This window comes from Clostridium pacaense (genome assembly GCF_020709765.2).
GTDB lineage: Bacteria > Bacillota > Clostridia > Lachnospirales > Lachnospiraceae > Enterocloster > Enterocloster hominis.
Window position 1 is genome coordinate 144,608 of sequence record NZ_JAJFEB020000005.1, and the last position, 22,277, is coordinate 166,884.

The 22,277-nt window shown below is 51.4% G+C and carries 21 protein-coding genes, 2 tRNA genes and 1 pseudogene; 3 read left to right on the forward strand and 21 right to left on the reverse strand.

Going from position 1 to position 22,277, the window contains the following annotated elements; translation table 11 throughout:
- Nucleotides 1-19 precede the first annotated feature (19 nt).
- From selB to trxB, 8 genes are all read right to left on the reverse strand, one after another.
- Entirely contained in the window at nucleotides 20-1,930 is a 1,911-nt protein-coding gene (gene selB / locus LK536_RS40605) for a selenocysteine-specific translation elongation factor (protein WP_227795968.1), read from the reverse strand.
- Nucleotides 1,930-3,441 (reverse strand): L-seryl-tRNA(Sec) selenium transferase, encoded by a 1,512-nt coding sequence (gene selA, locus LK536_RS40610; protein ID WP_227795967.1) that lies wholly within the window; start codon nucleotides 3,439-3,441, stop codon nucleotides 1,930-1,932. Before selA ends, selB begins: the two co-directional genes overlap by 1 nt.
- Before the next feature lie 77 nt (nucleotides 3,442-3,518).
- A tRNA-Sec gene (locus LK536_RS40615) sits at nucleotides 3,519-3,612 on the reverse strand.
- Nucleotides 3,613-3,687: 75 nt separating this feature from the next.
- A tRNA-Sec gene (locus tag LK536_RS40620) sits at nucleotides 3,688-3,781 on the reverse strand.
- Nucleotides 3,782-3,875: 94 nt separating this feature from the next.
- A complete protein-coding gene (gene grdC / locus LK536_RS40625; RefSeq protein ID WP_329602224.1) occupies nucleotides 3,876-6,512 on the reverse strand; it encodes a glycine/sarcosine/betaine reductase complex component C subunit beta in 2,637 nt (878 codons plus the stop codon).
- 183 nt (nucleotides 6,513-6,695) lie between these two features.
- Nucleotides 6,696-7,166: a glycine/sarcosine/betaine reductase complex selenoprotein A gene (grdA, locus tag LK536_RS40630; protein ID WP_081739274.1), complete on the reverse strand. Its 471-nt coding sequence runs from the start codon at nucleotides 7,164-7,166 to the stop codon at nucleotides 6,696-6,698.
- Between the two features lie 48 nt (nucleotides 7,167-7,214).
- Nucleotides 7,215-7,532: a thioredoxin TrxA gene (trxA, locus tag LK536_RS40635; RefSeq protein ID WP_025486951.1), complete on the reverse strand. Its 318-nt coding sequence runs from the start codon at nucleotides 7,530-7,532 to the stop codon at nucleotides 7,215-7,217.
- A 136-nt stretch (nucleotides 7,533-7,668) separates the two neighbouring features.
- Nucleotides 7,669-8,619: a thioredoxin-disulfide reductase gene (trxB, locus tag LK536_RS40640; RefSeq protein WP_120057923.1), complete on the reverse strand. Its 951-nt coding sequence runs from the start codon at nucleotides 8,617-8,619 to the stop codon at nucleotides 7,669-7,671.
- Nucleotides 8,620-8,750: 131 nt separating this feature from the next.
- Between trxB and selD the strand changes: the two genes are divergently transcribed.
- Nucleotides 8,751-9,791 carry a selenide, water dikinase SelD gene (gene selD / locus LK536_RS40645; protein WP_331472169.1) on the forward strand — a complete coding sequence of 347 codons (1,041 nt, stop codon included), beginning with the start codon at nucleotides 8,751-8,753 and terminating at the stop codon, nucleotides 9,789-9,791.
- Between the two features lie 61 nt (nucleotides 9,792-9,852).
- On the opposite strand, the gene LK536_RS40650 is transcribed toward selD, so the two are convergent.
- The 6 genes from LK536_RS40650 to LK536_RS40675 all read right to left on the reverse strand — a co-directional run bounded on the left by LK536_RS40650 (nucleotide 9,853) and on the right by LK536_RS40675 (nucleotide 15,984).
- A complete protein-coding gene (locus LK536_RS40650) occupies nucleotides 9,853-10,719 on the reverse strand; it encodes a DNA-binding domain-containing protein (protein ID WP_227795966.1) in 867 nt (288 codons plus the stop codon).
- Nucleotides 10,716-11,852 carry a YkvI family membrane protein gene (locus LK536_RS40655; RefSeq protein WP_008716939.1) on the reverse strand — a complete coding sequence of 379 codons (1,137 nt, stop codon included), beginning with the start codon at nucleotides 11,850-11,852 and terminating at the stop codon, nucleotides 10,716-10,718. Before LK536_RS40655 ends, LK536_RS40650 begins: the two co-directional genes overlap by 4 nt.
- A gap of 128 nt (nucleotides 11,853-11,980) precedes the next feature.
- Nucleotides 11,981-13,291 (reverse strand): sarcosine reductase complex component B subunit beta, encoded by a 1,311-nt coding sequence (gene grdF, locus LK536_RS40660; protein ID WP_081739272.1) that lies wholly within the window; start codon nucleotides 13,289-13,291, stop codon nucleotides 11,981-11,983.
- A gap of 22 nt (nucleotides 13,292-13,313) precedes the next feature.
- Complete coding sequence (grdG, locus tag LK536_RS40665) at nucleotides 13,314-14,603, reverse strand: sarcosine reductase complex component B subunit alpha (RefSeq protein WP_008716943.1); 1,290 nt, start codon at nucleotides 14,601-14,603, stop codon at nucleotides 13,314-13,316.
- A gap of 282 nt (nucleotides 14,604-14,885) precedes the next feature.
- Nucleotides 14,886-15,563 (reverse strand): TetR/AcrR family transcriptional regulator, encoded by a 678-nt coding sequence (locus tag LK536_RS40670; protein ID WP_008716947.1) that lies wholly within the window; start codon nucleotides 15,561-15,563, stop codon nucleotides 14,886-14,888.
- Between the two features lie 34 nt (nucleotides 15,564-15,597).
- On the reverse strand, nucleotides 15,598-15,984 hold the full coding sequence (locus LK536_RS40675; RefSeq protein ID WP_227795965.1) for a GrdX family protein: 387 nt from the start codon (nucleotides 15,982-15,984) through the stop codon (nucleotides 15,598-15,600).
- A 37-nt stretch (nucleotides 15,985-16,021) separates the two neighbouring features.
- Between LK536_RS40675 and LK536_RS40680 the strand changes: the two genes are divergently transcribed.
- A complete protein-coding gene (locus tag LK536_RS40680) occupies nucleotides 16,022-16,192 on the forward strand; it encodes a DUF6783 domain-containing protein (RefSeq protein ID WP_506092127.1) in 171 nt (56 codons plus the stop codon).
- On the opposite strand, the pseudogene LK536_RS40685 reads toward LK536_RS40680, so the two are convergent.
- Nucleotides 16,154-16,249: pseudogene (locus tag LK536_RS40685) on the reverse strand (DUF6783 domain-containing protein); the annotation flags it as partial. The gene LK536_RS40680 and the pseudogene LK536_RS40685 overlap by 39 nt on opposite strands.
- Between LK536_RS40685 and LK536_RS40690 the strand changes: the two are divergent.
- Complete coding sequence (locus LK536_RS40690; protein WP_506092128.1) at nucleotides 16,223-16,354, forward strand: hypothetical protein; 132 nt, start codon at nucleotides 16,223-16,225, stop codon at nucleotides 16,352-16,354. The pseudogene LK536_RS40685 and the gene LK536_RS40690 sit on opposite strands and share 27 nt — an antisense overlap.
- Here LK536_RS40690 and LK536_RS40695 read toward each other — a convergent pair.
- The 6 genes from LK536_RS40695 to LK536_RS40720 form a co-directional block, all read right to left on the reverse strand.
- Nucleotides 16,319-17,605 carry a TRAP transporter large permease gene (locus LK536_RS40695; RefSeq protein WP_025486945.1) on the reverse strand — a complete coding sequence of 429 codons (1,287 nt, stop codon included), beginning with the start codon at nucleotides 17,603-17,605 and terminating at the stop codon, nucleotides 16,319-16,321. The genes LK536_RS40690 and LK536_RS40695 overlap by 36 nt on opposite strands.
- Entirely contained in the window at nucleotides 17,602-18,093 is a 492-nt protein-coding gene (locus LK536_RS40700) for a TRAP transporter small permease (protein ID WP_025486944.1), read from the reverse strand. The genes LK536_RS40695 and LK536_RS40700 overlap by 4 nt, the downstream gene beginning before the upstream one ends.
- 50 nt (nucleotides 18,094-18,143) lie before the next feature.
- A complete protein-coding gene (locus LK536_RS40705; protein WP_227795964.1) occupies nucleotides 18,144-19,211 on the reverse strand; it encodes a TRAP transporter substrate-binding protein in 1,068 nt (355 codons plus the stop codon).
- Between the two features lie 23 nt (nucleotides 19,212-19,234).
- Nucleotides 19,235-20,422, reverse strand: coding sequence for a mandelate racemase/muconate lactonizing enzyme family protein (locus LK536_RS40710; protein WP_025486942.1), 1,188 nt, complete (start codon nucleotides 20,420-20,422; stop codon nucleotides 19,235-19,237).
- Nucleotides 20,423-20,506: 84 nt separating this feature from the next.
- On the reverse strand, nucleotides 20,507-21,184 hold the full coding sequence (locus LK536_RS40715) for a GntR family transcriptional regulator (RefSeq protein WP_162158557.1): 678 nt from the start codon (nucleotides 21,182-21,184) through the stop codon (nucleotides 20,507-20,509).
- Between the two features lie 180 nt (nucleotides 21,185-21,364).
- Entirely contained in the window at nucleotides 21,365-22,198 is an 834-nt protein-coding gene (locus LK536_RS40720) for a DegV family protein (protein WP_120057920.1), read from the reverse strand.
- Nucleotides 22,199-22,277 lie beyond the last annotated feature (79 nt).

The window sequence follows — 22,277 nt, forward strand, 5'->3', positions numbered from 1 at the left end:
CTGTGGGCATCCGGTAAGGTTATGATATCAGGACCCGTTTCTCCCCCACCATCTTCGTTATCTTTTTCTTATCCATGAATTCCAGCATCTGCACCGCGTATTTACGGGATGTGCCACACATATCCCTAAACTCGCCCAGGGATATCTCCCCATTCTCTGTCAGATAATCCTTCAGCCTTGCAAGTACCTGTCCATAGGCGGCGCTGTCCATATAGGACGCCGGGTTCAGCTTCACCAGCTTCCCGTTCTTATGCATGTCTGCAATGATCTGCTTTGCCCGGTTCTTATCCTTGAACTGGTTCAACACATCCACGGTAAGGGGCGCTTCAATCCCGGCCTGGGCGTATATGGTCCCTATCTGCTCCAGCATGCCTTTTAGCTCCCTGGAATACTGGGTGGAAAAATCCTTGCCGGACACATAGGTTCCTTGGGTCCTGACTACCATGCGTTTGACCAGCTCTGCCAGCAGAACGGCGCCTTTCCTCATGTCATTCAGCCGGAATTCCTCGCTGAGCCTGGACTTGAATTCCTCCTTATCCATGCCTTCGTTGATGGGGTTCTCCCTGTGATAACCGGACAGCAGCCTGTCCGCATAGTCTGCGATTGTCTTCCAGTAATCCATATGGATGACGGATTCATCGGATAGTATGAGGATGTGCTTACTGTCTTTTAAAGTGCTGATCATATGGCTGGCCCGGGATTTCGGCATATCCATATCCGCTGCAATCCGTCCCACGGACGGGAAACGCCTGCTTTCTTCCTTAATCATCAGCTCCATGACCTCCTGGTCCGTGCCTGTTTCCTTTTTACGCAGGGCTTCGATGGCTTCCTCATCCCCCCTCCTGTGTTTATAAGGGGATGCATCCAGCACGATGCCGCCTCCGAATGTCTCCACCGGTGAAAGGAAGCGGATGATGAACCTGTCATTCCTCTTAAGCACCACAGGTTCATCAAACCTGATCTGTGCATAGGCGCTTTCCCCATGGCCGATACGGTCCTTATCCATCAGGACTGCCTTTGCAATGGTCTGTGCCGCCCCATAGTTGAGATGGATTCTGTCCCCGGTCTTAAGTTCCCTGTCACTGGTCTGGAAAATGGACAGTTTCACATCCACCAGGGTGGATGTAACGAGAGAACCTGGAAATGCAAGCACATCCCCTCTTTGCAGTTCCTCTTTTTTCACATTCAGGAGGTTCAGGGCCGTGCGCTGTCCCGCATATGCGGCGTCTTCCCGCTGGCCGTGGGACTGGATTCCCCTGATTTTAATGGGGCGTTCCCGGGGATACAGCATGACCTCCTGTCCTGTCTGCACCATTCCCTCCTGCAGGGTTCCCGTAATCACGGTCCCAAATCCTTCCGTTGTGAACACCCGGTCCACGGGAAGGCGGAACAGCTCCGGCTCCGAACTCCGGCTTCCCAGGTCTGAGACCATCCGGATGATTGTGTCATGGAGAAGTCCGATGTTCTCCCCTGTATAGGATGACACCCGGAGGACCGGGGCATGTTCCAGGAAACTTCCCCGGACCATATCCTCCACGTCGGCCTCCACCATTTCAGCCCATTCCTCATCCACCATATCGCTTTTTGTCAGCACCAGGATTCCCTGTTTGATGTGAAGCATTTTCAATATCTCAAAATGCTCCGTGGTCTGGGGCATGACACCCTCATCCAGTGCAATGACCATCAGTACCAGGTCGATTCCCCCGATGCCTGCAAGCATGTTCTTAACGAACTTCTCATGGCCCGGCACATCGATGATCCCAATATGTAGTCCGGCATCATTGGGCAGGTTGGCAAATCCCAGGTCAATGGTGATTCCCCTCTTTTTTTCCTCCTTCAGCCTGTCTGTGTCAAAACCGGAAAGCGCCTTAATCAGGCAGGTCTTTCCATGGTCCACATGTCCAGCCGTCCCCACAATGATATTCTGCATTATATTTCACCGCCTTTCATGTGAGGAAATATCTCCGCCTCATGGGGCAATGTCCCTGCCTCATGGCTCAATGTCCCTGCCTCGTGGTTCAACGTCCCTGTCCCATCCGCCGGCGCCCCCTCTGCCACGGACAGAAACGCCTCCACTGCCAGAGGAAATTCCTCATCTGCAAGGGTCCTCACATCCACCAGCACCCTGTCATGGTTGACCCGTACAATCAGGGGGACCGGGGCCTTTCTCAGCTTCCGCTCCAGCTTCTGGGCGGGCAGTTCCTCCTTCCATACGCCTATCCCATATCCCTCCAGTTCACAGGTAGGCGCGCTTCCCCCGCCCACCTGGTCCGTACAGGATTCTATCTCATAATGGAAATCCGGGCATGCGGCTTTTAGCATGTCTGCCAGCCGTCCGGCCCTTTCCTTCAGCTCGTGGGGCCGTGCGCATATCATCTTAAGCACCGGTATTTCCTTTACCGACGCCTCCCGGTCAATGTACTGTGCAAAAGTTGCCTCCAGGGCTGCCAGGGTCATCTTATCCACCCGGAATGCCCTTGCAAGCGGGTGCTTCTTCATTCTGTCTATGTATTCCTTTTTCCCGATGATGATACCTGCCTGCGGGCCTCCTAACAGCTTGTCACCGGAGAACAGGACCACATCCGCCCCGTCCTTCAGGGCATCTGTCACTGTTGGCTCATCCAGACCATACCATCTCAGATCCGTCATCAGCCCGCTGCCCATATCATAAATCACAGGAAGGCCCAGTTCCTTTCCCAGAGCCGACATCTGCTTAAGCCCCACATCCTCCGTGAACCCCACAATCCGGTAATTGGATGTATGGACCTTCATGAAGCATCCGGTCACCCCTTCTTCATAGGCGTTCCGGTAATCGGATATCCTGGTCTTATTGGTGGCCCCCACTTCCCTGAGGATGGCGCCGGACTCGCCCATCACATCGGGAATCCGGAAGGAGCCGCCCACTTCCACCAGTTCGCCTCTTGAGACAACCACTTCCTTCCCCCTGGCCAGGGCTGCCAGGACCAGCATGGTGGCTGCCGCGTTATTGTTCACAGCCATGGCTGCCTCGGCCCCTGTCACTTTCTTTACAATATCCTCCACAATCAGGTGGCGGCTTCCCCTTGTCCCTGACTTCAGGTCGTATTCCAGGGTGCAGTATGCATCCATCACATCCATCACTGCCTGGGATGCCTCCCTGCTGAGCCTGGCCCGTCCCAGATTGGTATGGAGCACTACCCCCGTTGCATTAAGGACCCTTCTCAATGGCTTTTTCTTCTTTTCCGTCAGTATGGCGGTTATCCTGTCCATGATTTCATCCTGGGTCAGGACCCTGTCAGCCGTCCCCTCCAGAATGGCTGTCCTCAAATCCCCCACCGCGTCCCTTACTGTCTCCACTATCAATGGCCTTGGCATGGTTTCATAAAATAAAACGAGGCGCTTATCCTGCAGCACCTCGTCCACTTTAGGAAGCCCGCGCAGAAGCACATGTCTGTCCCCCATCGGTCTACCTCCTTAGTTGTACCGGAACGCGGACTGTGTCCAGCCCGTCCGCGGTACCTGCTGCATAATTAGCAAAACGGAGGTGGTGGGAATCGAACCCACCCGTGAAGCTCTTAACTCCACACAACGGTTTTGAAGACCGCGGGGCGCACCAGCTACCCAACTTCCTCCCAATTATAAAGCGATACTATTCAATTGTATGCTTTGACCTGGATGTGCCAAACTCCAGAGCAGGGCACACCCGAACGGAGATGGTGGGAATCGAACCCACCCGTGAAGCTCCTAACTCCACACAACGGTTTTGAAGACCGCGGGGCGCACCAGCTACCCAACTTTCTCCCTAAAAGCTTAGATTCATCCATGGGATGCAGCTCATGGCGGATGCGGCGGGCGGGGGGGGGATATCCTCTCCCCCGCGCATCCCATAACTAAAATCAATCTATATATCCTGCTTCCTTCAATATACCTGCTGCTTTTTCCAGGTTGGCCTCGGAAATCTGGACAATGGGTCCTGTACATCCCATGCCGCTTTCCGCATAGATGCCTGCCTTCCATAAGGTCATCACCGCGTCATCCAGGTCCATGACCTCGATGCCCGGGATGGCCGCTGTCACCACTTCCTTGGGCGGGCAGGCCACTTCCTCTGCCTCCTCCTGCCTTGCCGGGGCGCTCCTGGCTAACAGGGTGTCCAATCCGGCCTTTCTGGCAGCCGCATATTCCGCGGCGGCAACCGCCTTCCAATCGCCTGCAATCAGGCTGGCTGCATATTCCATTGCCCCTGCAATCACAGGCGCGCCGGAGGCCCTGGATACAATCATGACCAGCTTGTCATAGCCTTCGCCGATGCCAGGCCCGTATCCATATCCGGTTGCCTCATACTGGCCGCCGGTGGTGTAGGAGGAAAACATCTTCATCATCAGGTTGCCGGTAAGGGAGTCCATCACAACCACATCCGCAGTACCCATCAGCAGGTCGTTGCCCCTCATCTCCACGCCCTTGTCCGCCCTTGCGGATTGTGCCAGCCGGATGTCATATCCATTTTCCTTCAGGGCCTTTAATATCTTCTCACATGCCCTGGCCCCGTCTATGTTGGCAATCCCCACGGTCGGGTTTTGGATGCCGTCAGCCTTGGCTGCAATGATTCCTGCAATGGCATTCCTGACCAGGGCAGATACCCTGTCCGTGTCCGAGGTTCCCGTGGTATTGGCAATATACATGGGCTTTCCCTTTGCGGGGGTGATTACCTTGCCCACGGTTGACACACCGATGGGGAATGGATAGTGCATGGTCACGGCTGCCTGGGCATCTCCTGAGGCCAGGGCAAGTTCCATGGCCTTGTGGGCATCCGGGCCGTCTAAGACCGTTACCCCAATCCCCTTTCTGGCAGCCAGGTTAAGGGCCAGATCCGTGTCTTCCTGTCCGTGCTCGCTGCCCTCCAGTGCGAATACCACCTTCGTGCCGCAGCAGGACACAGCCCTTGCCAATGAGGAATGTGTACGTTCCGCCTTTTCGTTTCCGGCCTTTACGTTTCCAGCCTTTTCGTTCCCGGCCTTTCCTTCCCCGGTTTCCACTTCCCCGGCATTTACCCTTCCATCCTTCACGCCTTCCGCTGCCCCATCCCCCTCGTTGGCTTCCACCACAAAGGAAACCCCGTCAAACAGGTTGGTCATGCGGCCCAGGAACAGGGAACCCTTGCCCACAATCATGGCGCGTTTTGTCCTGCCCTCCATGCATTCCTTTACAAGAGGCCCAAGATACGGGACTCCGGATGGAATATGGCCCTGGGTGGGCGCCCAGCCGGTCATTCCGTGTTTTTTTACAAAGGACGGGATATCGGCCCGTTCAATCTGCTTTTTCATGACGGCCAGGGCTGCAATCATCTTATAATTGGCTTCCGGCACATCCCCTGCTCCCGCTGGTTTGGTGATGTCCGGATTCTGAAGCTCCGGCGCATACTTGTCGATATCCGTGAATTTAAGCCCCGCCTTCTCAAGGGGTTCCGCCACCAGGGAGCTGATGACCATCTGAGGCGCTGAACCGGTTCCAATCTTATGGCAGCCCACTATATCCGTTCGTATCTGGGGATGGATCCCATCGTCCTCAGATACCAGTACGGAGAATCCTGCAATGCAATCCTCCAGGATTGGAAGCCCTTTCTTCACATGGTCCTTGCCGTTCATTCCCAGCTTGGCGGTACAGCCTCCGGCCGTGACAATGACATTTTTAAATGTCCCTGATTTGACCAGGGCCGCCGCATGTATCATGGCATGGGCAGGTCCTGCGCAGAAACCGCGCACATCGGAGCCGGTGGCGTTTTTATATCCCGCTATCTCAGCCGATGCCTTGGCAAAGTTGCCTCCGCCCCTCTGGTTCATGTCCCCGCAGGCTTCCTCGCAGCAGTCAATCACATATTCCACATCATCGGGATTGAACTCATTCTTAAGTTTAAGTTCAATCAGGGAAATGACGTTGGATGCCTTGGACACCAGATTTTCAAGCATCACATGGGCGGACAGGTTCACATCCACATCATGGGCGCGCTTTACAACGCCTGCCAGTTCTTCCCTGCGGATATAAAGCCCCTCGGAATGCTCTTCCCTTACAAGCCGTTCCAGTTCTTCCCTGGACCCGTTATTCTTAAGAAGCCCTTCCAGCTGCTCCTGTGTGAACATCCCGCGTTTTTCCAGCTTATCCTTCACGGTACGCGCAAAGCCTTCCTCCAGCATGACCAGTTCGAACACATCACAGATGTGCATGACCCCGTAAAATTCATCTTCAGGGAGGATGCAGCCAAACGGACCATTTTCCTTTGGTTCCTTCCACTTTTTATCATAATATGGGAACGGTGTTTCCCCCAGTTCCTCATGGGACGCATTCCCTATGTAAACCTGGTTTGGGATATAGGAAAGCACATCCTCATATTCCCTCAGGTGTCCCGGCAGTTCCACCAGATACCCGGAATCCGGGTTCACAACCCGCTCTGTTGTCTGTGTGGTGCCGTTATATATAACCATATCCGGGGTGGCAGCCAATGTATAGCTGGTCCCCTTAATAACCGGATAACCTTTCATTCTGTATGTCCCCCAATTTTCATGAACACCGTGTGTACGGTCCGGTCTGTCCCTTCCTGGATTCCTGTATCATACAGGCGCCTTCGGGACAGCCCCGTCCGGATGGGAACAGGCCCGGGCAGCTAAGCTGCGCGGCCTGGCCTGTTCCGGGTACGCTCCTGCAATCCTCAGTGAGGCCACGGATTAATATTTGCCGTAGTCCTTGCGGATTTTCTCCACTTCCTCATGGATTGCCGGAACATCCATAACCATTTCCATCATTCCCACCTGTTCATCATAAACAGCAGGGTCTGCCTCTGCCTTTACTTCATCTTCGCAAATGTGATATACATTTAGTCCCAACTGGACTCCTGCTAAAGGACCTGCGTAAGTGGGGTCGCCTGCCGTAACGGTTTCAGCGGCCAGGCCGGCTGCTTCTGCTTCTGCAGCACCCAGAAGAACAACGATGTTCTCTGGTCCGTATTCCTCACTTAACTTTAAAACCCTTTTCTGGTTTTCCAGATCCATAGCACCCGCGGACGTTCAGACAAAGCATTCCGTAGAGGAGTAGGCTATCTTTGCGCCGGCTGTCTTCGCACACTCTTCTATGGCCGGTCCCGGTACGCCGTCACGGTCACCGATGATAATAGCGTACTTGTCTTTTAAAACTGCCATTTCATTTCCTCCTATTTCATTTTATTTATGCATAAGCCTTTGCTGGCTTTAAGCATACTTCTTAATCATTTCCTCACAGGAATCAGGGGTTGCATCCTCCTTCACCCTGGAATCAACCATCACTCCATCCTTATAGATGGCGATGACCGGAAGCCCCAGGACCTTCTGGGAGATGGCAAGCCTTCTTGCCTTTGTGGTGTTTAAGGAACAGAACTTAATCGTCTTGCCGTACACCTCTTCAAACCCATGGATATGGGGCATAAGGGCTGCACAGGGCACACATCCGTCGCCGTAAAAATCCACCAGGATATATCCTTCTGCCTTCAGCACTTCTTCCTCAAAATTTTCCTTTGTCAAATCGGTCACGTTCATATCCTCCTATTTTTCAGATTGCGTTGTATTTATCCCACCTGTATGTAATCGCGATAACTTTCGTCTATATTATACATGGTAGTCCATACTTAATCAAGTACTTTTGCGTATTTTTTACTAATTTCACCCGTCACTGCATATCCGCCACATAGTGTTCGGCCTGACATGCGGCTATGGCGCCGTCAGCCGCGGCCGTCACCACCTGGCGCAGGGATTTCACCCTCACGTCGCCGGCCGCAAATACTCCTTCGATATTGGTATGCATGTCTTCATCCGTCCTGATGTACCCGTTTTCCATGGCCAGCCCGCTGTCCTCCAGAAGTCCGGTGTTGGGCAGATACCCGATGAATCCGAAAAGCCCGAACATCCCGTCGTCCGGGTCGGCAAGGACCTCGGTGAGCTGGCCTGTCTTCACATTCCGCACCACCATCCGGTCAAGGATCCCGTCACCGCTAACCTCGTCCACCACACTGTCCCACATGAAATGCAGCTTCTCATTCCTGAACGCCTTTTCCTGGATGGACTGGGCAGCCCTCAGCTGGTCCCTTCTGTGGATTACCGTCACCTTCCTGGCAAATTTAGTGAGATAAATGGCTTCCTCAATGGCGGAGTCACCGCCGCCCACCACATAGACCTCCATATCCTCGTAGAAATTGGCATCGCACGTGGCACAGAAGGAAATGCCTTTGCCCAGGAAGTCCTTTTCATTCCTGCATCCAATGGGCCTTGGATGGGCTCCTGTTGCAAGAATCACGGTTTTCCCCTCGTAGACATTGCCCTTTGAATCAATCAGCCGCTTTACCGCCCCTTCAAGCTCCGTCTTTTCAATGGCCGCGCTGACCCTGTGCACACCGAATTTCTCCACCTGCTTCGTCATACGCGCAATCAGGGTTGCCCCGGATTCCTCCGCCTCAACCATCTGGCCCGGATAATTCTCAATGTCCGATGTGATGGCAATCTGGCCCCCGTCCTGGCTCCTCTCAATCAAAAGGGTGTTCAGACGGTACCTGCCGCCGTAAAGGCCTGCCGCAAGACCTGCGGGGCCTGCGCCCAGGATGATTAAATCATATATGGTTCCCATTTTTCCCTGCCTCCTGAAACTTAATGTAATCCCGGACAAATGTCCTTGACAAAATGCCGGAATTGAATATGATAGAAAATAGCATCTGCCAGCATCTGGCAGATAAATCCACAACATAAGGAGTACTGCTCATGACAGACATTAAACTTACAGAGCTCACCGGTTCCTGCGGCGGCTGAGCGTCCAAGATAGGGCCAGACACCCTCGCGCAGGTCCTGCGCGGTTTACCAACCTTTCACGATAACCGGCTGTTAGTGGGCTATGACACTGCGGATGATGCCGCTGTCTATGAACTTTCCCCTGATATGGCCTTAATCCAGACCGTGGACATCTTCCCCCCGGCCGTGGACGACCCCTACGAATACGGCCTGATTGCAGCCGCCAACTCGTTGTCCGATGTATGGGCCATGGGCGGGGAACCCAGGCTGTGCATGAACATATTGATGTTTCCGGACTCCCTCCCTCCCGAAGCGGTCAACGCCATACTCCGGGGCGGGTGCGATAAGGTGGCTGAGGCCGGGGCCATCCTGGTAGGCGGCCACACCCTCAAGGACGACATTCCCAAGTATGGCCTTTGCGTCTCGGGCCTGGTCCCCCCCAACCGTATCCTCCGCAACAACACGGTACGGGAAGGGGATGTACTGATCCTCACAAAACCCCTGGGTACCGGAATCCTGACAACCGCTGACCGCGGCGGCCTTTTAACCCGGGCAGAACACCAGGCCATGGTAAGATCCATGACCACGCTGAACAAGTACGCTGCGAACGCGGTGCGCAGTCTTGACGGAATCCATGCCTGCACGGATGTCACTGGTTTTTCCCTGCTGGGACACAGCTTCGAGATGTGCGCGGGCACAGGGCTTACCGCTGTCATAGACAGCGCCAGGGTCCCCCTGCTCCCCGGAGCGGACACCTATGCGTCCATGGGGCTGGTTCCTGCCGCGGCTTACCAGAACATGGGACACCTGAAGGAAAAGGTCTCCCTTCCCGGCAGCCTCGCATCCCACATCCATGACCTGCTCTTTGACCCTCAGACTTCCGGGGGCCTGCTGTACAGCGTTGCCCGCGGGGAAGCAGGACGCATCATGGAAGCCATCCTTAAGGCATGCCCTGAAGCTACTGTCATAGGACATGTGGAACGGGATTGCGGTTTTCCGGTAACTGTCCTATAACGGTCATCCTCTGATCCAGTAACCGGATCCTTATCTGTAATGTACGGGCAGCATGCCTGCCCTACATTTCCCTGCAGCAGTCCAGCAGGCCGCCAAGGAAGTTCCTGATCCGGACATTGCCGTGCTTTTCACTTTTCCCCCGGATATAGTTCATCTCCTTTTTCATCTGTTCAAAGCTGTAAAGCCTTCCTGCGTATTCATTGAATACAGGGTCCGCATAATCATCCAGGCCCCTGGCGGCCAGATTGTAAATGCCGTCCGAGGCAGCCCTGCGGATACGCTGCTCCACGCTCTTGGAATTCTGTTTCATCCTTCTGCACAGTTCCCGGATTGTAATGTCCCCAAATTCCAGTTCCTGTTCAATCATATAGCTGATGATGCGGATGATATCCTTGCTTCCCGCCTCATTCAGTATTCCGATTTCCTGGAGGATTCCCTTCAGATGCCTGACGGAAAGACTTAAGCTTATTCCTCCGTCCGCCTCCCCTGGCCGGCCGTCTTCCCCGCCAGGGTCCGGTGTGCCCATGACGCCGCTCCTGGCCTGTTTAAGGATCCACTGCATATTCTTGACCATTTCCATACTGCGCAGGGTGTTCCTGATTTCCGCCATGTTCACCGGTTTGTGCAGCAGCAGTTCAGCACCTCCCTCATACGCCCTCTGGACGGTTTCCATATCATGGGCCTGTGACAGCATGATGATGGACGCTGCCGGAAGTGTCTCCTTTATCCTGCGTATGCATGTGACGGCCTTAAGTTCAGGAAGGGGTAAATCCGCCAGAATCACATCCGGACGGATTCCGGGAATCCGCCTGCAGGCATCGTCCCAGCCTGCCGATACGCCGGCAACCTCCCCCAGCTCCTCCCCTTCAATCATATGGGTCAGTTCCCTGCGCGAGTAGCTGTCGCAGTCTATAAGATAGATTTTCATTTTTTATGTATGAACGTATCTTTTATATTCTTCCACAACATGAATAATATCAATACAGCGCCCACATATCCATTGAGCACGTAAATCACATTGACCAGGACCCTGAACGGGAGGAAGAGTCCTACCAGAAGCCCCACAACGCCTAAAATAACCGTTAGGATCTTAAACCGGGCTGTCCCCTCTTTGGCAAACCTGGCGCATGGGTTATATAAAAGAGGAACCGCTGTCGTATAGATGCCTGCAAATACCACAACCGCGAATATGGAGGCAAATGGCTTAAAAATCCGTTCTGCCAGGATCAGGTTGGGGATATCCGCATTCCACACAAAAATCCCGCTGTTGCTGATGCCGGAGGTATTGATATTGGCAATCTGAGCAAACATGATCAGGATGATGGCCACACACACAGCCAGTGTTCCCAGATAAACTCCGTATTCCACATCTTTCTTTTTATTGTTGGCCCCCAGGGCCGCTGTAAAGCTGGCAAACCACAAAAGTACGAAGCCTGCGTAGGACAGACTGGAAATCATCCAGTTAGGCCCTGCGTTCTTGATGGTTTCACCGCCCGCCTGTGCAAAAGCGCCGCTGTGTATGATATCCAGACCGGCGTTAATCTGGCCGCCGTCCCTTAAAAGGGTTACCACACCGATTCCGATGCACAGTACAACGATGGCCGGTCCTACCATACCGATCTTGTCTACCAGTGAATTCAGCCCGCCTACCACGGTAAAGATGGCCAGGGCTGCCAGGATCACGCCTCCCACCACAAAGGGAAGGCCATACTGCTGGTTCAGGGTGGATGCCGCTCCACCTACCATGACAAAGAATGACATATAACAGAAAACAGTTGAATAATAATCCATGAATGTCCCAATATATTTTCCGCAATAAAATTTGTAAACGTCATTCCCTTTCTCAAATCTTTCCTCTGCGCCTGCCTTTGCAAAATTGTAATTGTAGTATACAAAGCAGACTGCAAATAGTAATACCGTCAGGATTCCCTGCACTCCGTATGCAGTAAAATATTGAATGATTTCCTGTCCTGTGGCAAATCCTGAGCCGATGGTAAATGCAATGACTGCCCCCGCAAGTATCATTACCCGGCCCCAGTTAACTTTATTATCATTTTCCATATGCCTTCTCCTCTTAGCAGACCTGGCTGCCGCAGGGGCACGGCAGTCCCCGGGACACAGCCGCTTTGGCCGTGCCCGGGAGCGTGTCTGAACATTGCCTTCTGCCACGCTGCAGCAGCCTTCAGCAATTATTTTTCAAACACTGTCTGTCCTTCCACTGGTGTCTGCAGGGCTTTTAATGCCCTCCTCACCATGGATAAGCGGAGTTTGTAGCTGTCTGTCTCACCCTGTGGCGGGTCGCCCAGTGGGTAGGGGATACCTATGCCAGGGATGATACGGTTGGCACCGATTGTCAGGGAGATAGGAACAACGGTTGCCATATGAACTACAGGAAGGCCATACTTTTCGATACCTTTAACCATCGTTGCACCGCAACGAGTACAGGTCCCTCAGGTGGAGACGAGGATGACCCCGTCCACATGTTCATCAACAAACATTTTTCCAATCTCGGTCCCGAACCTGGCCGCTGACGCGGTCGCTGTCCCGGTACCGGTAGTAGCGCAGAAATAGTTGACAAGCTCGCCGAACTCGCCTTCCTTTTCCAGCTCTCTTAGCGCATCCAGGGGAACCACCACATTGGGGTCCGCGATGGCAAACTGGCGGTCATATCCGCCATGGATGGATGTAAAATCATCGGCTGAAAGCCGGTCCATACCCGTAATATCGTATTTGCCCCACTTGGTGGCATTACTGGATTCGATATGGTCCGGGTTGCCTGTGGGCACGATACCGCCCGAGGTGACAACCGCGATTTTGGCTTTCTTTATATCCTTAATGGGAGCAGCAGGCTCAACCCGGTCAAACTTGGGCATGGGCAGGTCTGTCTCAAATGCCTCGCCTTTTAATTTCTTGACCAGCATCTCAACCGCGCGCTCAGAACCTCTCTTCTCAGCAAAGTAGTTGACGCGGATTCCTCTTTCAAGATATCCTTCTTCGGAAGGTCCCAGTATCTCCTGTCCCTCAGCCAGCTTCTTAACCAGGGCCGACATCACAGGAAGCACCTTGGGCATGCCCGCTGCGGAATTAGGGGTTCCCACAATGATAAGGTCCTTGCGGAACATATCCACGCCCGGGTTCTCCTCATACATTCCGGTGATGACCGGTATCATGAGGCGCTCTTCCACGGCCTTGCAGATCGTGCCGCAGGCCACGCCGTAACGTCCTGCGTTAAATGCAGGTCCTGCCACGAACACGTCCGGTTCATACTTCTTCACCATCTCTATGACGGCATCGGTTGCCGCGTCCAGGTTTTCCCCAAAATAGTTGTCACCGCAGATAACGGTGGCCGCAATTTCATAATCGCTTCCCAGTGCGGCCCTAAGTCCCATGCCTGGCCCCACGGCGCCTTCACGGACTTCCGGCATATGGTCGGCTTTTTCCTCGCCGCCAATACCAGCAAAGAACTGGTTAATATAATGTACGACTTTATATTTCGCCATGTTTCCATCTCCTTTGATTGATTTAGTATCCTCTTGCTGCCAGCTTGTTAAAGCCATTGGCAATGGTGGAGGCTATGATGATCTGAAGCTCTGCCTCAAAGCTGCCGTCCGGGTTCTTACAGCCATCCCAGCCGCCAATCTGCATCTCGATGAACTCCTGGGTTCCGATGACCTTATCCATGGCCGGGAACATAAGGGTTGCATTGCCCTGTCCGCAGGATGCCAGCGCATCCGCTTCCTGGCACACATCCGCCAGGGACTGGGACTTGCCGTCCTTGCCGGGGAACTCATCCGTAATCAGGACCACCTTGGTTCCTGCATTCTCCACCTTGCGGCAGTTCATCATCAGGTCCGTATCAGGATTGCCATACCCCTCTTCCGTAATCAGGACACCGTCCAGTCCCATCCAGTTACACAGCTTGGCAACCATATCGGAATGGCGCTCCTTGTCAGCAAGGAACACATTCTCATTGGTCAGGATGACGCCCATGAAGTTGATATCCTTGCCATGATGCTTATAGCAGTCCTCAATGACCGGATTGTGGAAATGATGGTAGGTGGTAACCTTGTCACAGGGCGCCACGCAGTTGCCGGAAACAATGGCCCCATCCATGATTTCTGTCGGATACATGAAGGTGGGGACGAACTGCTTGGCATCCACGCCATAGTAATATGTATCGTGAAGAAGTCCCTGGGACTGCAGCATGTGGATATATCCCACCTTGGGAAGGTCCGGATACATGGCCGCCTGCTCAAATACCGGTCTTGTCTCATAGGTGATGATCTCGTCCGGCTCCAGGTCCCTTCCGGCTTCCCCGAGATAGGCCGCTACCTTTAATCCGGCCATGCGGGCCGCCTTCTCGTACACATGGGTCTCCAGGCCGTCGGCCGGTTCCACCACCACGCACAGGTTATTGGTCTTGGAGAACGGACAGTAATCCGCGGCAGGACCGCTCATATCAATCACGCCTTCCTGGAACCCCACAATCTTACCTGCTGTAATGACACAGCAACCCTCCAGTGCATGGGTCCGTCCACTGCCCACCTGAGGGCTTACCTTCCCGATTACACCTGGAAAAATCTCTCCGCCTCCGCTGACCTTGACTCTTGGCTCAATCACGTCCTTTACCGGCGTGATCCTCACGGACTCGCCTGGCCTTGCGATGTCAACATGGCAGCCAGCCAGCTTGTCATCTTCCAGGACAAGCGTTTCAACTTCCTCTTTGCTGACATAAAGGACCCCGTCCTTCACGTGAGTCTTGTCATCGAATCGGATATCTTTTATAAAGATTTTTCCCAATTCAAGCTTCATATGAAATACCTCCCACTTCTTTATATTTTACTGCCACCCGCCGGCATTACTTCACCCACTCCAGCAAAATGACAGCACTTTTACAGTTGACAATATTTGGTGTTTGTGTAAAAATGATACTTTTAAAATAGTAATCGCGATAACTTATGGCTATAATATAGCATATGTTATCGCGATTATCAATGGTTTTAATGAAGTCTTTTGTTACTTTTTGTAGCATCCACCTTTTTCGTCATTTTGTTATATTTTTGACATTGTTTTTGTACATATTTACCATTGGGGCTATTTAGGAGTAAAGTCACTGGCATAAAGCTGGGTTATCTCCTTGCTCTCCGATATGAACCGGTCCACCAGTTCCGGTATTGCCTCAGGTTCCACCCCGTGCTCCTGGACAAACTTAAAATATCCCAGAAACAGGGTACAGAGAATGTGATTCAGCTTTCCTGCATTTTCCTCTGTGATTTTCCCCTCTTTCACAAGACGCCTGCAGATATAATAGTCGCGGTCATAATACCCTGGGATTTCCAGCATCTCCTTTATCAGGGGACTGACGCGGATGATGGCATCCGGGAACATTTCATAATATTCCTTCAGCGCCTCCCCCAGGTCCCGGTTGATATTGCGGTAGAACACGGACTCAAACGCTTCCGGTTTGCGGAAAGCCTCCGTTGCATAGGAACGCCATATGCCGAAATGTACGTCCCATATGTCCTTCCATTCCTTCTCCCGGATGGAAAGGTCCAGGATATACTCGTTCAGGGCATCCAGCTGCGCATAGAACAAAAGCTCGTCCAGGTTGTCAAAGTACCGGTACATGCTGGCGGACGAACACCCAAGTTCCGTTGCCATGCGGCGTATACTGACCGCCCCCACTCCTTCTTCCTTGATGATCCTGCTGGCCAATTCCACATAATCTTTTCTGCTTAAGTCCTTAAAATAGGACGTTCCTGACTTCTTCATCATCGTTCCCCCACGCTCTGCTCCCTGTCCATCCCTACAGCCTTGGGATGACATTTTCAATCATCGATAAGTCAATGGTCTTGTAGTCATAGGCTATCTTCCCATCATACTCAGGGACTTTCTTAATGGCATTCCATTTCCCATAGGTCTCTATGGCCTTTTCTATGAGGCACACATCCTCCCCATCCACGGACCCTGATTCGCCGTACAGCAGTATGGTCCTGTAGGGCGTCTGGTTGGGCTTTAAGCTGGACGCCTGGGGATGGGTCAGAAGCTTATGCCCCCTGTGGATTAAATCCCTGGCCTTCTTAAGCACCTCCTCATAGGAATCCAGCATGAATACCTGGCCCACGCTTTCCTCCCACTTTTTTACAGCCCGGTCATTGTTGGTGACCAGGATGCATTTTCCTAAATCAAACATTGTAATCCCCTCCTTTGTTTTTGGACTGCGCATGTAAATGCTTTTAATATCTTACATCATATTCGTGGTTCAGTCAATTTCCCCGGCGGGTTTGTCTGGGCTATATTTTCCTAGGGCGTGTTTGAAAATTGCTTTCCGTCAGCTGTGCGTCCCACTTTGTGGGAGATTTGGTCCCGATGATGGAGGCGTAGCGGGCTACGCTGACTGAATCGGGGCCAAATATACCGCGAAGTGGGGCGTGCAGATGGCGGGAATGAATTTTCAAACAGGCCCTAGCAGAAAGGCTGCGCCGGACCTGGACCGAAGCAGCCTTTGTTGTATGGATATTTGTGTTTTAGAGCATTCCCAGGGCTTTGGGCAGGAAAAGTGAGATTTGCGGGAAGAGGCTTAAAATCAGAAGGGTAAATAAAAGCGCACCAATCCATGGAATCAGCGCCTTTGTCAGCCTGATGATTGATATGTCCCCAATCCGTGAAATCACAAACAGTACCATTCCAAAAGGCGGGGTCAGCAGGCCAATCATAAGGTTCAGAACCATCACTACCCCAAAGTGGACCGGATTTATCCCCATTGCCTGAATCAGCGGATTCAGTAATGGCATCAGTATTGTAATGGCGGAAATAGGTTCCATAAAGCATCCCACGATTAACAGGAACACATTCAGTATCAGCATCATAACAATTGGCGATGAGATGGAACCTGTCAACAGTTCCAAAAGCTGCTGGGGTATCTGGGCCCGGATCAAAACATTGCCGTACAGTGCAGATGTGGCAAGTATTAATCCGATGGTAGCACTGTCCTTCACCGTCTCCCTTAACACATCTGTCAATTGCTTCATGTTCATTTCCTTATATACAAATACCGAAAGGATAAAGGAATATACCACCGCCACAACAGCTGCTTCCGTAGCCGTAAAATATCCGCTGTAAATACCTCCGATAATGATAATAGGGGTCATCAGAGGCAGGATTCCCTCTTTCAGGCTGATAAAGAGCGCTTTTACCGTAGGGAAAGGCTCCCTGGGATAATTATTCTTTACCGCATAAACAGTTACCACAACCATCATAACAGCTGCCATTAAAAGTCCGGGAAGAATACCTGCCATAAATAGTGCTCCAACTGAAGCCGAGGCCATCATACCATATACCACCATAGGAAGGCTTGGTGGTATGATGGGACCAATGGTTGATGAAGCAGACGTTACTGCACAGGCAAAGTCAGTATCAAAGCCATGATCCTTCATGGCCTTAATCTCAATGGCCCCCAAACCACCTGCATCGGATACCGCAGTCCCTGACATACCTGCAAAAATAATACTGGATACCACATTCACATGGCCAAGTCCGCCGGGCAGGAAACCAATGATGACCTTTGCGAAGTTAAACAGGCGGTTGGTTATCCCTCCCGTATTCATCAGCTTTCCGGCCAGCAGGAATAGCGGAACCGCCAGCATGGTAAATGAGTTGATACCAGAAACTGTCATCTGAGCCAGTGTGTTAATCTGTATGGTCCCGTACTGCATCAGCATAAGTACCACCGCCGTGATTCCCAGACTGAAGGCAACCGGAACGCCTAGTATGAACAAGCCAATAAGAAGAACCAGAAATACAATCCCATTCATCTATTACCACCTTCCTTCCCAAATGCCAGCCCCAGACAGCGTACCATATGGGATATACAGAAACAAAACATCATCACCCCGGAAAACAGCACTACACCATACAAATAACTGTGTTTGAACCACATCAGGGAAGCCGCTGCAACATCACCGCTGGTCTTGATGGTTTCATAGGTACCCCGCGAAAATAAAAGAAGGAAAATACCGGATGCCAGATATGTAACTGCCTGAATCAGATACCTGACCCTGGGATGAAAGCGGTTTAACAGGACATCAATCATAATATGGTTCTCATCTTTAGCAGCAAGGATGGAACCTAAAAATGTTATATAAACAAAGGAAAACCTGGCCATTTCCTCAGTCCATGGGGTCGCAATATTAATCCTCCTGCATATTACCTGTAAAAATACAAACAATACCATGGCCACCACCAGGATGATAGAAAGGCAGTCAATTGCCTTATATAGTAAATTCAATGCTTTTCTGGCCATCATGCACCTCCCTTATGAGAAATCCCGTTGGCAAAGCCAACGGGGACATCCTATTCAGCATAACCCATCACTTCATCATAAGTGGTTACCGTCCACATTGTCTCAAATAAATCCTTTAAAACGGGTTCAGCAGCAGCCCTGAACGCATCCACATCCGGTTCCACTACCGTACAGCCGTTATCAACCATCTCCTGAAGGAACTGTCCTGATAATATTTCCGCCTGCTCATTGGCATATTCCATTGCCTGGTCCGCACACTCCTGGAAAAGAGCCTTTGTTTCCTCGTCCATGGCATCATACTGTTTCCTGCTGATATAAATCCAGGTAGGTTCATAGATATGATGTGTATTAATCACATATTTCTGCACCTCATACAGCTTGTTGGTTGCAAACTGCTCATAAGGTCCTTCGGACGCTTCTACCACATTGGTCTGAAGCGCACTGTAAAGCTCTGTCAATGCAACGGAGGTGGTCAGGGCCCCCACCCCTTTCCAGAATGCAACCCAGGATGTTATTTCTGACACCCTGAACTTGATATTCTTAAGGTCTGCTGGCGTCTTTATTTCCTTATTGGCAGTTGTCTCCCTGATTCCCCTGCGGTTCATGGCCAGGGCATGGATATTATTTTCATCCAGCTTTTTATACAGGCCTTCACCGATTTCACTTCCAAGCACGGCATCCAGATGGTCCCAATCCTTAATCATATAAGGAGCAGACAAAAACTGATACTCCGGCGCATACATATCAATGGGTTGGATTCCTCCTACAACCATGGGAATCTCGTCTGCTGCCAAGGCAGTGAAATTATCCTTCTCCGTACCTAAAGAGCCATTGGTAAATATATTAATCTTAATGGCCCCACTGCTCTTATCCTCAATCAGTTCTTTGAATCTGGCTGCTCCAAGGGCTGGCGCTGACTTTGCATCATAAACAGTTGCCAGGTCGATGTTCATCTTAGGAAATGCCATCTTTGAATCTGCATCCCCCGTTTCATGATTGGCTGCTTTCGTTTCTTTTGACGCTGCGGCCGTCTCCTTGCCCCCTGTTGTTGAACTGCTGCATCCTGTAAGCCCGATTGCCATGGAAACTGCAAGTCCCAATGCTATTATACGTTTCATACTGCTTCCTCCTTTGAATGAAATTATTTTATAATACCGGTGTAAACGGTATATCTGCTTAAAACATCTTCATTTATCTCAATCCCCAGCCCGGCCCCGTCCGGTACGTACACGCAGTTATCCCGGAAGTCAAAAGGCTGCACAAGAAGTTCATCCCGAAGCGGATTAAAGTTCCTGTCATATTCCATAGCCGGTTCATTCTGCATCGCCACCGGATTGGCTGTATGGGGTACGCAAGCCAAGGATGCGATTGCTGATAACGCCACTGCCAGGGCCACGCCTGATCCCCATACATGGGGTACAACCATAACACCATAAGAAGTGGCAACCGCCACGATATTCATGAATTCCGTCAACCCTCCGCATACACAGATATCCGGTTGGGCAATGTCAATACATCCTTTTCCAATAAAATCCTTAAACCCATACCTGGTATATTCGCATTCGCCGCCTGCAATGGCAACATCCAGGGCCTTTCTGACTGCAATATATCCCTCCCTGTCCTCAGGCGGCACAGGTTCTTCGAAAAAATCAATCCCCTGTTCTTCCAGATAACGCCCCATCTTAATGGCTGAAAAACTGTTATATGCGTGGTTCGCATCTACAAATATCCTTACATCCTTCCCAACTGCCTCCCGGATAGCCCTTACCCTGAGATAATCCTGTTCAACAGGAAGAAGCCCCACTTTAATCTTCAGCATCTGAAACCCCTGCCTGATGTAAGATCGTGCCTCCTCCTGAAGTTCTTTAAGCTTATCCTTCACATCCAGATAATCCTCTCCCCGATAATAACATCCGGTAGCATACGTCTTAACCTTATCCCTGAAACGTCCTCCTAATAAACTGCTGACCGGAAGCCCCAGCGCCTTTCCGCAAATATCCCACAGCGCAATATCTATAGCACTGATTGCCTCTATGTATGACCCCTTCTGGCCAAAATCCCTTGTCAAAGCATACATCTGGTTCCACAAAACCCCCTTCTCAAACGGATTCCTGCCTATAAGAAGCGGTGCCAGTATATGTTCCACACACGAACATACCGGTTCAGCAGGGCCATACTGCCCTCCCTCTCCCCATCCACATATTCCCTCATCTGTCTCTATCCTGACCAGAAAACTATTCCTCTCCGGGAATTGGCACTGCGATGAAAAGAATCTTTTCTCCCCCAAAGGAACCTTCAATATATAGGTTTTAACCGCTCTGATTTTCATGGCCTTCTCCTTTCGTACACCGATTGTATACAATCAGTATACGATTTAAAATATAATTTGTCAACACTATCTGTAAAGATTATATCAATAATATTTCAGACCTGAATTTATAAAGGATTTTTTAACATCCTCCATAGTGCTGAACAAATGCTTCCGCATCAGTTCCTCCGCCTGTCCGGCATCCCCTGCCTTCATGGCCTCAAGAATCCTTAAATGCTCCTCACAGGACTGTCTGAATCTTCCTGGTACATTAATGGAATAATTATGAAGCCACTGATTCTGTTCACTGATATTCTTTAAAATCTGACGTATCCTCCTGTTCCCTCCTATCTCAATGGATATCTGGTGCAGCTTCTGGCCTTCCTGACCAAACTCCTGCCCATCTCCCTGCTGGCATTTCTCCATTCCCCTGTTAATGTCCTCTTCAATGACTTTTAGATTATCCTGATTGATTATCCTGGTGGCACAATTAACACAATATCCCTCCAAGACAGCCCTTACTGTGTATATCTCATCAATATCGTTCTCCGAAAGCTGCCTGACAAAACATCCCCGGTAAGGCATGATAACTACAAAATTCTCATTCTCCAGCCTGCGCAGCGCCTGTCTCACCGGAGTCCTGCTGACCTCATACTTCTGGGCCAGTTCCTCTTCTACCAACGGTGCACCAAAATGCAGACGCAGGTTAATGATCTCATTCTTCAGCTCCTCATATATGTAATCTGACCGCCCCTGGCTGCCCTCCTTAGATTTCTCTTTCACAATCATTACCTCCTAATAAACAGTTCGTATACTATTAGTATACACTATTTCTCCGAATTTGGAAGTACATTACTAAATAAATCACCCCCCGCCAATTCAATTGATGCCAGTGACCCGTGAATCATCCTGATTCCGGGTCACCGCCCCACATCCCAAGTTTTATCCAAAAGCAGCTTATCGTCATCTCTCTATATACTGGATTGCCACACACCGCGGCCCGCCCTGTGCCACAAACACAGGACTCAGCTCCAGTATGTGGATTTCCAGGCCGGGAAACAGTTCCGCAAACAGTTCCTTCATCCGGCGGGCCTCCTCTGCCGCTGCTGCATGGGATATATACAACAGGTGCCGCTCCCCCAGATTCTTATCCTGCAGATATCGGATGATGCTGTCCACTGCCCCGGACATGGTCCGCTTTACCCCGAATTTATCCAGCTTCTTCCCGTCCGCGGTCAGCTTGACAATGGGTTTCAGCTTTAAGAGGGAACCCACGGCGGCTGCCACGGGCGTCAGTCTGCCGCCCCGCCTCAGGAAGGAAAAGTCCTGGGGTATCAGGAAGGATTCCGTCCTGTCTGCCGCCGCCTTAAGCCAGTCCAGGATTTCATCCCTGGTCCTTCCCTCCTCTGCCATCTTCCTGGCCTGGTCCACCATGTAACGGTGGGGGCCGCACAATGTCCTGCTGTTGAAGACGGTGATCTGTTCCCGGTTTTTTGCCATCTCCCTGGCGCCTTCAGCACTCTGATAGGTTCCGGACAGGCCGTCGGCCATGGATATATTGAGAATGGGCTGGTCCTTGTACTGCTCATAGGCATCCAACACATCACCGATGGGCGGCTGGGATGAGGTGGGGATCTGCCCAGCCTCAATCCGCCTGTAAAAATCCTGCATATCCATCTGAAGGTCCCGCCCGTGGCAGTCCCCAATGCTGACACAGAGGGGGATGGATTCAATCCCTGCGTCCCGCCCTTCCTTAACCGTATAAAGTGTTGATGAATCTGTAATGATCTTGACCATATCAATCCCCCTGGAGTTATTATCTGGTATTCAATACTATGTATTAAAGTTTATAGTATTGACATGATATAGTCAAGAC

Coding starts and splice junctions, on each gene's coding strand:
- selB (WP_227795968.1), bottom strand. CDS start 1,930: ATGCAGAATATCATTGTGGGGACGGCTGGACATGTGGACCATGGAAAG.
- selA (WP_227795967.1), bottom strand. CDS start 3,441: ATGGGGGACAGACATGTGCTTCTGCGCGGGCTTCCTAAAGTGGACGAG.
- grdC (WP_329602224.1), bottom strand. CDS start 6,512: ATGAAAGGTTATCCGGTTATTAAGGGGACCAGCTATACATTGGCTGCC.
- trxB (WP_120057923.1), bottom strand. CDS start 8,619: ATGGGAACCATATATGATTTAATCATCCTGGGCGCAGGCCCCGCAGGT.
- LK536_RS40650 (WP_227795966.1), bottom strand. CDS start 10,719: ATGAAAATCTATCTTATAGACTGCGACAGCTACTCGCGCAGGGAACTG.
- LK536_RS40655 (WP_008716939.1), bottom strand. CDS start 11,852: ATGGAAAATGATAATAAAGTTAACTGGGGCCGGGTAATGATACTTGCG.
- grdG (WP_008716943.1), bottom strand. CDS start 14,603: ATGAAGCTTGAATTGGGAAAAATCTTTATAAAAGATATCCGATTCGAT.
- LK536_RS40670 (WP_008716947.1), bottom strand. CDS start 15,563: ATGAAGAAGTCAGGAACGTCCTATTTTAAGGACTTAAGCAGAAAAGAT.
- LK536_RS40675 (WP_227795965.1), bottom strand. CDS start 15,984: ATGTTTGATTTAGGAAAATGCATCCTGGTCACCAACAATGACCGGGCT.
- LK536_RS40680 (WP_506092127.1), top strand. CDS start 16,022: ATGCTTTTAATATCTTACATCATATTCGTGGTTCAGTCAATTTCCCCG.
- LK536_RS40695 (WP_025486945.1), bottom strand. CDS start 17,605: ATGAATGGGATTGTATTTCTGGTTCTTCTTATTGGCTTGTTCATACTA.
- LK536_RS40700 (WP_025486944.1), bottom strand. CDS start 18,093: ATGGCCAGAAAAGCATTGAATTTACTATATAAGGCAATTGACTGCCTT.
- LK536_RS40705 (WP_227795964.1), bottom strand. CDS start 19,211: ATGAAACGTATAATAGCATTGGGACTTGCAGTTTCCATGGCAATCGGG.
- LK536_RS40710 (WP_025486942.1), bottom strand. CDS start 20,422: ATGAAAATCAGAGCGGTTAAAACCTATATATTGAAGGTTCCTTTGGGG.
- LK536_RS40720 (WP_120057920.1), bottom strand. CDS start 22,198: ATGGTCAAGATCATTACAGATTCATCAACACTTTATACGGTTAAGGAA.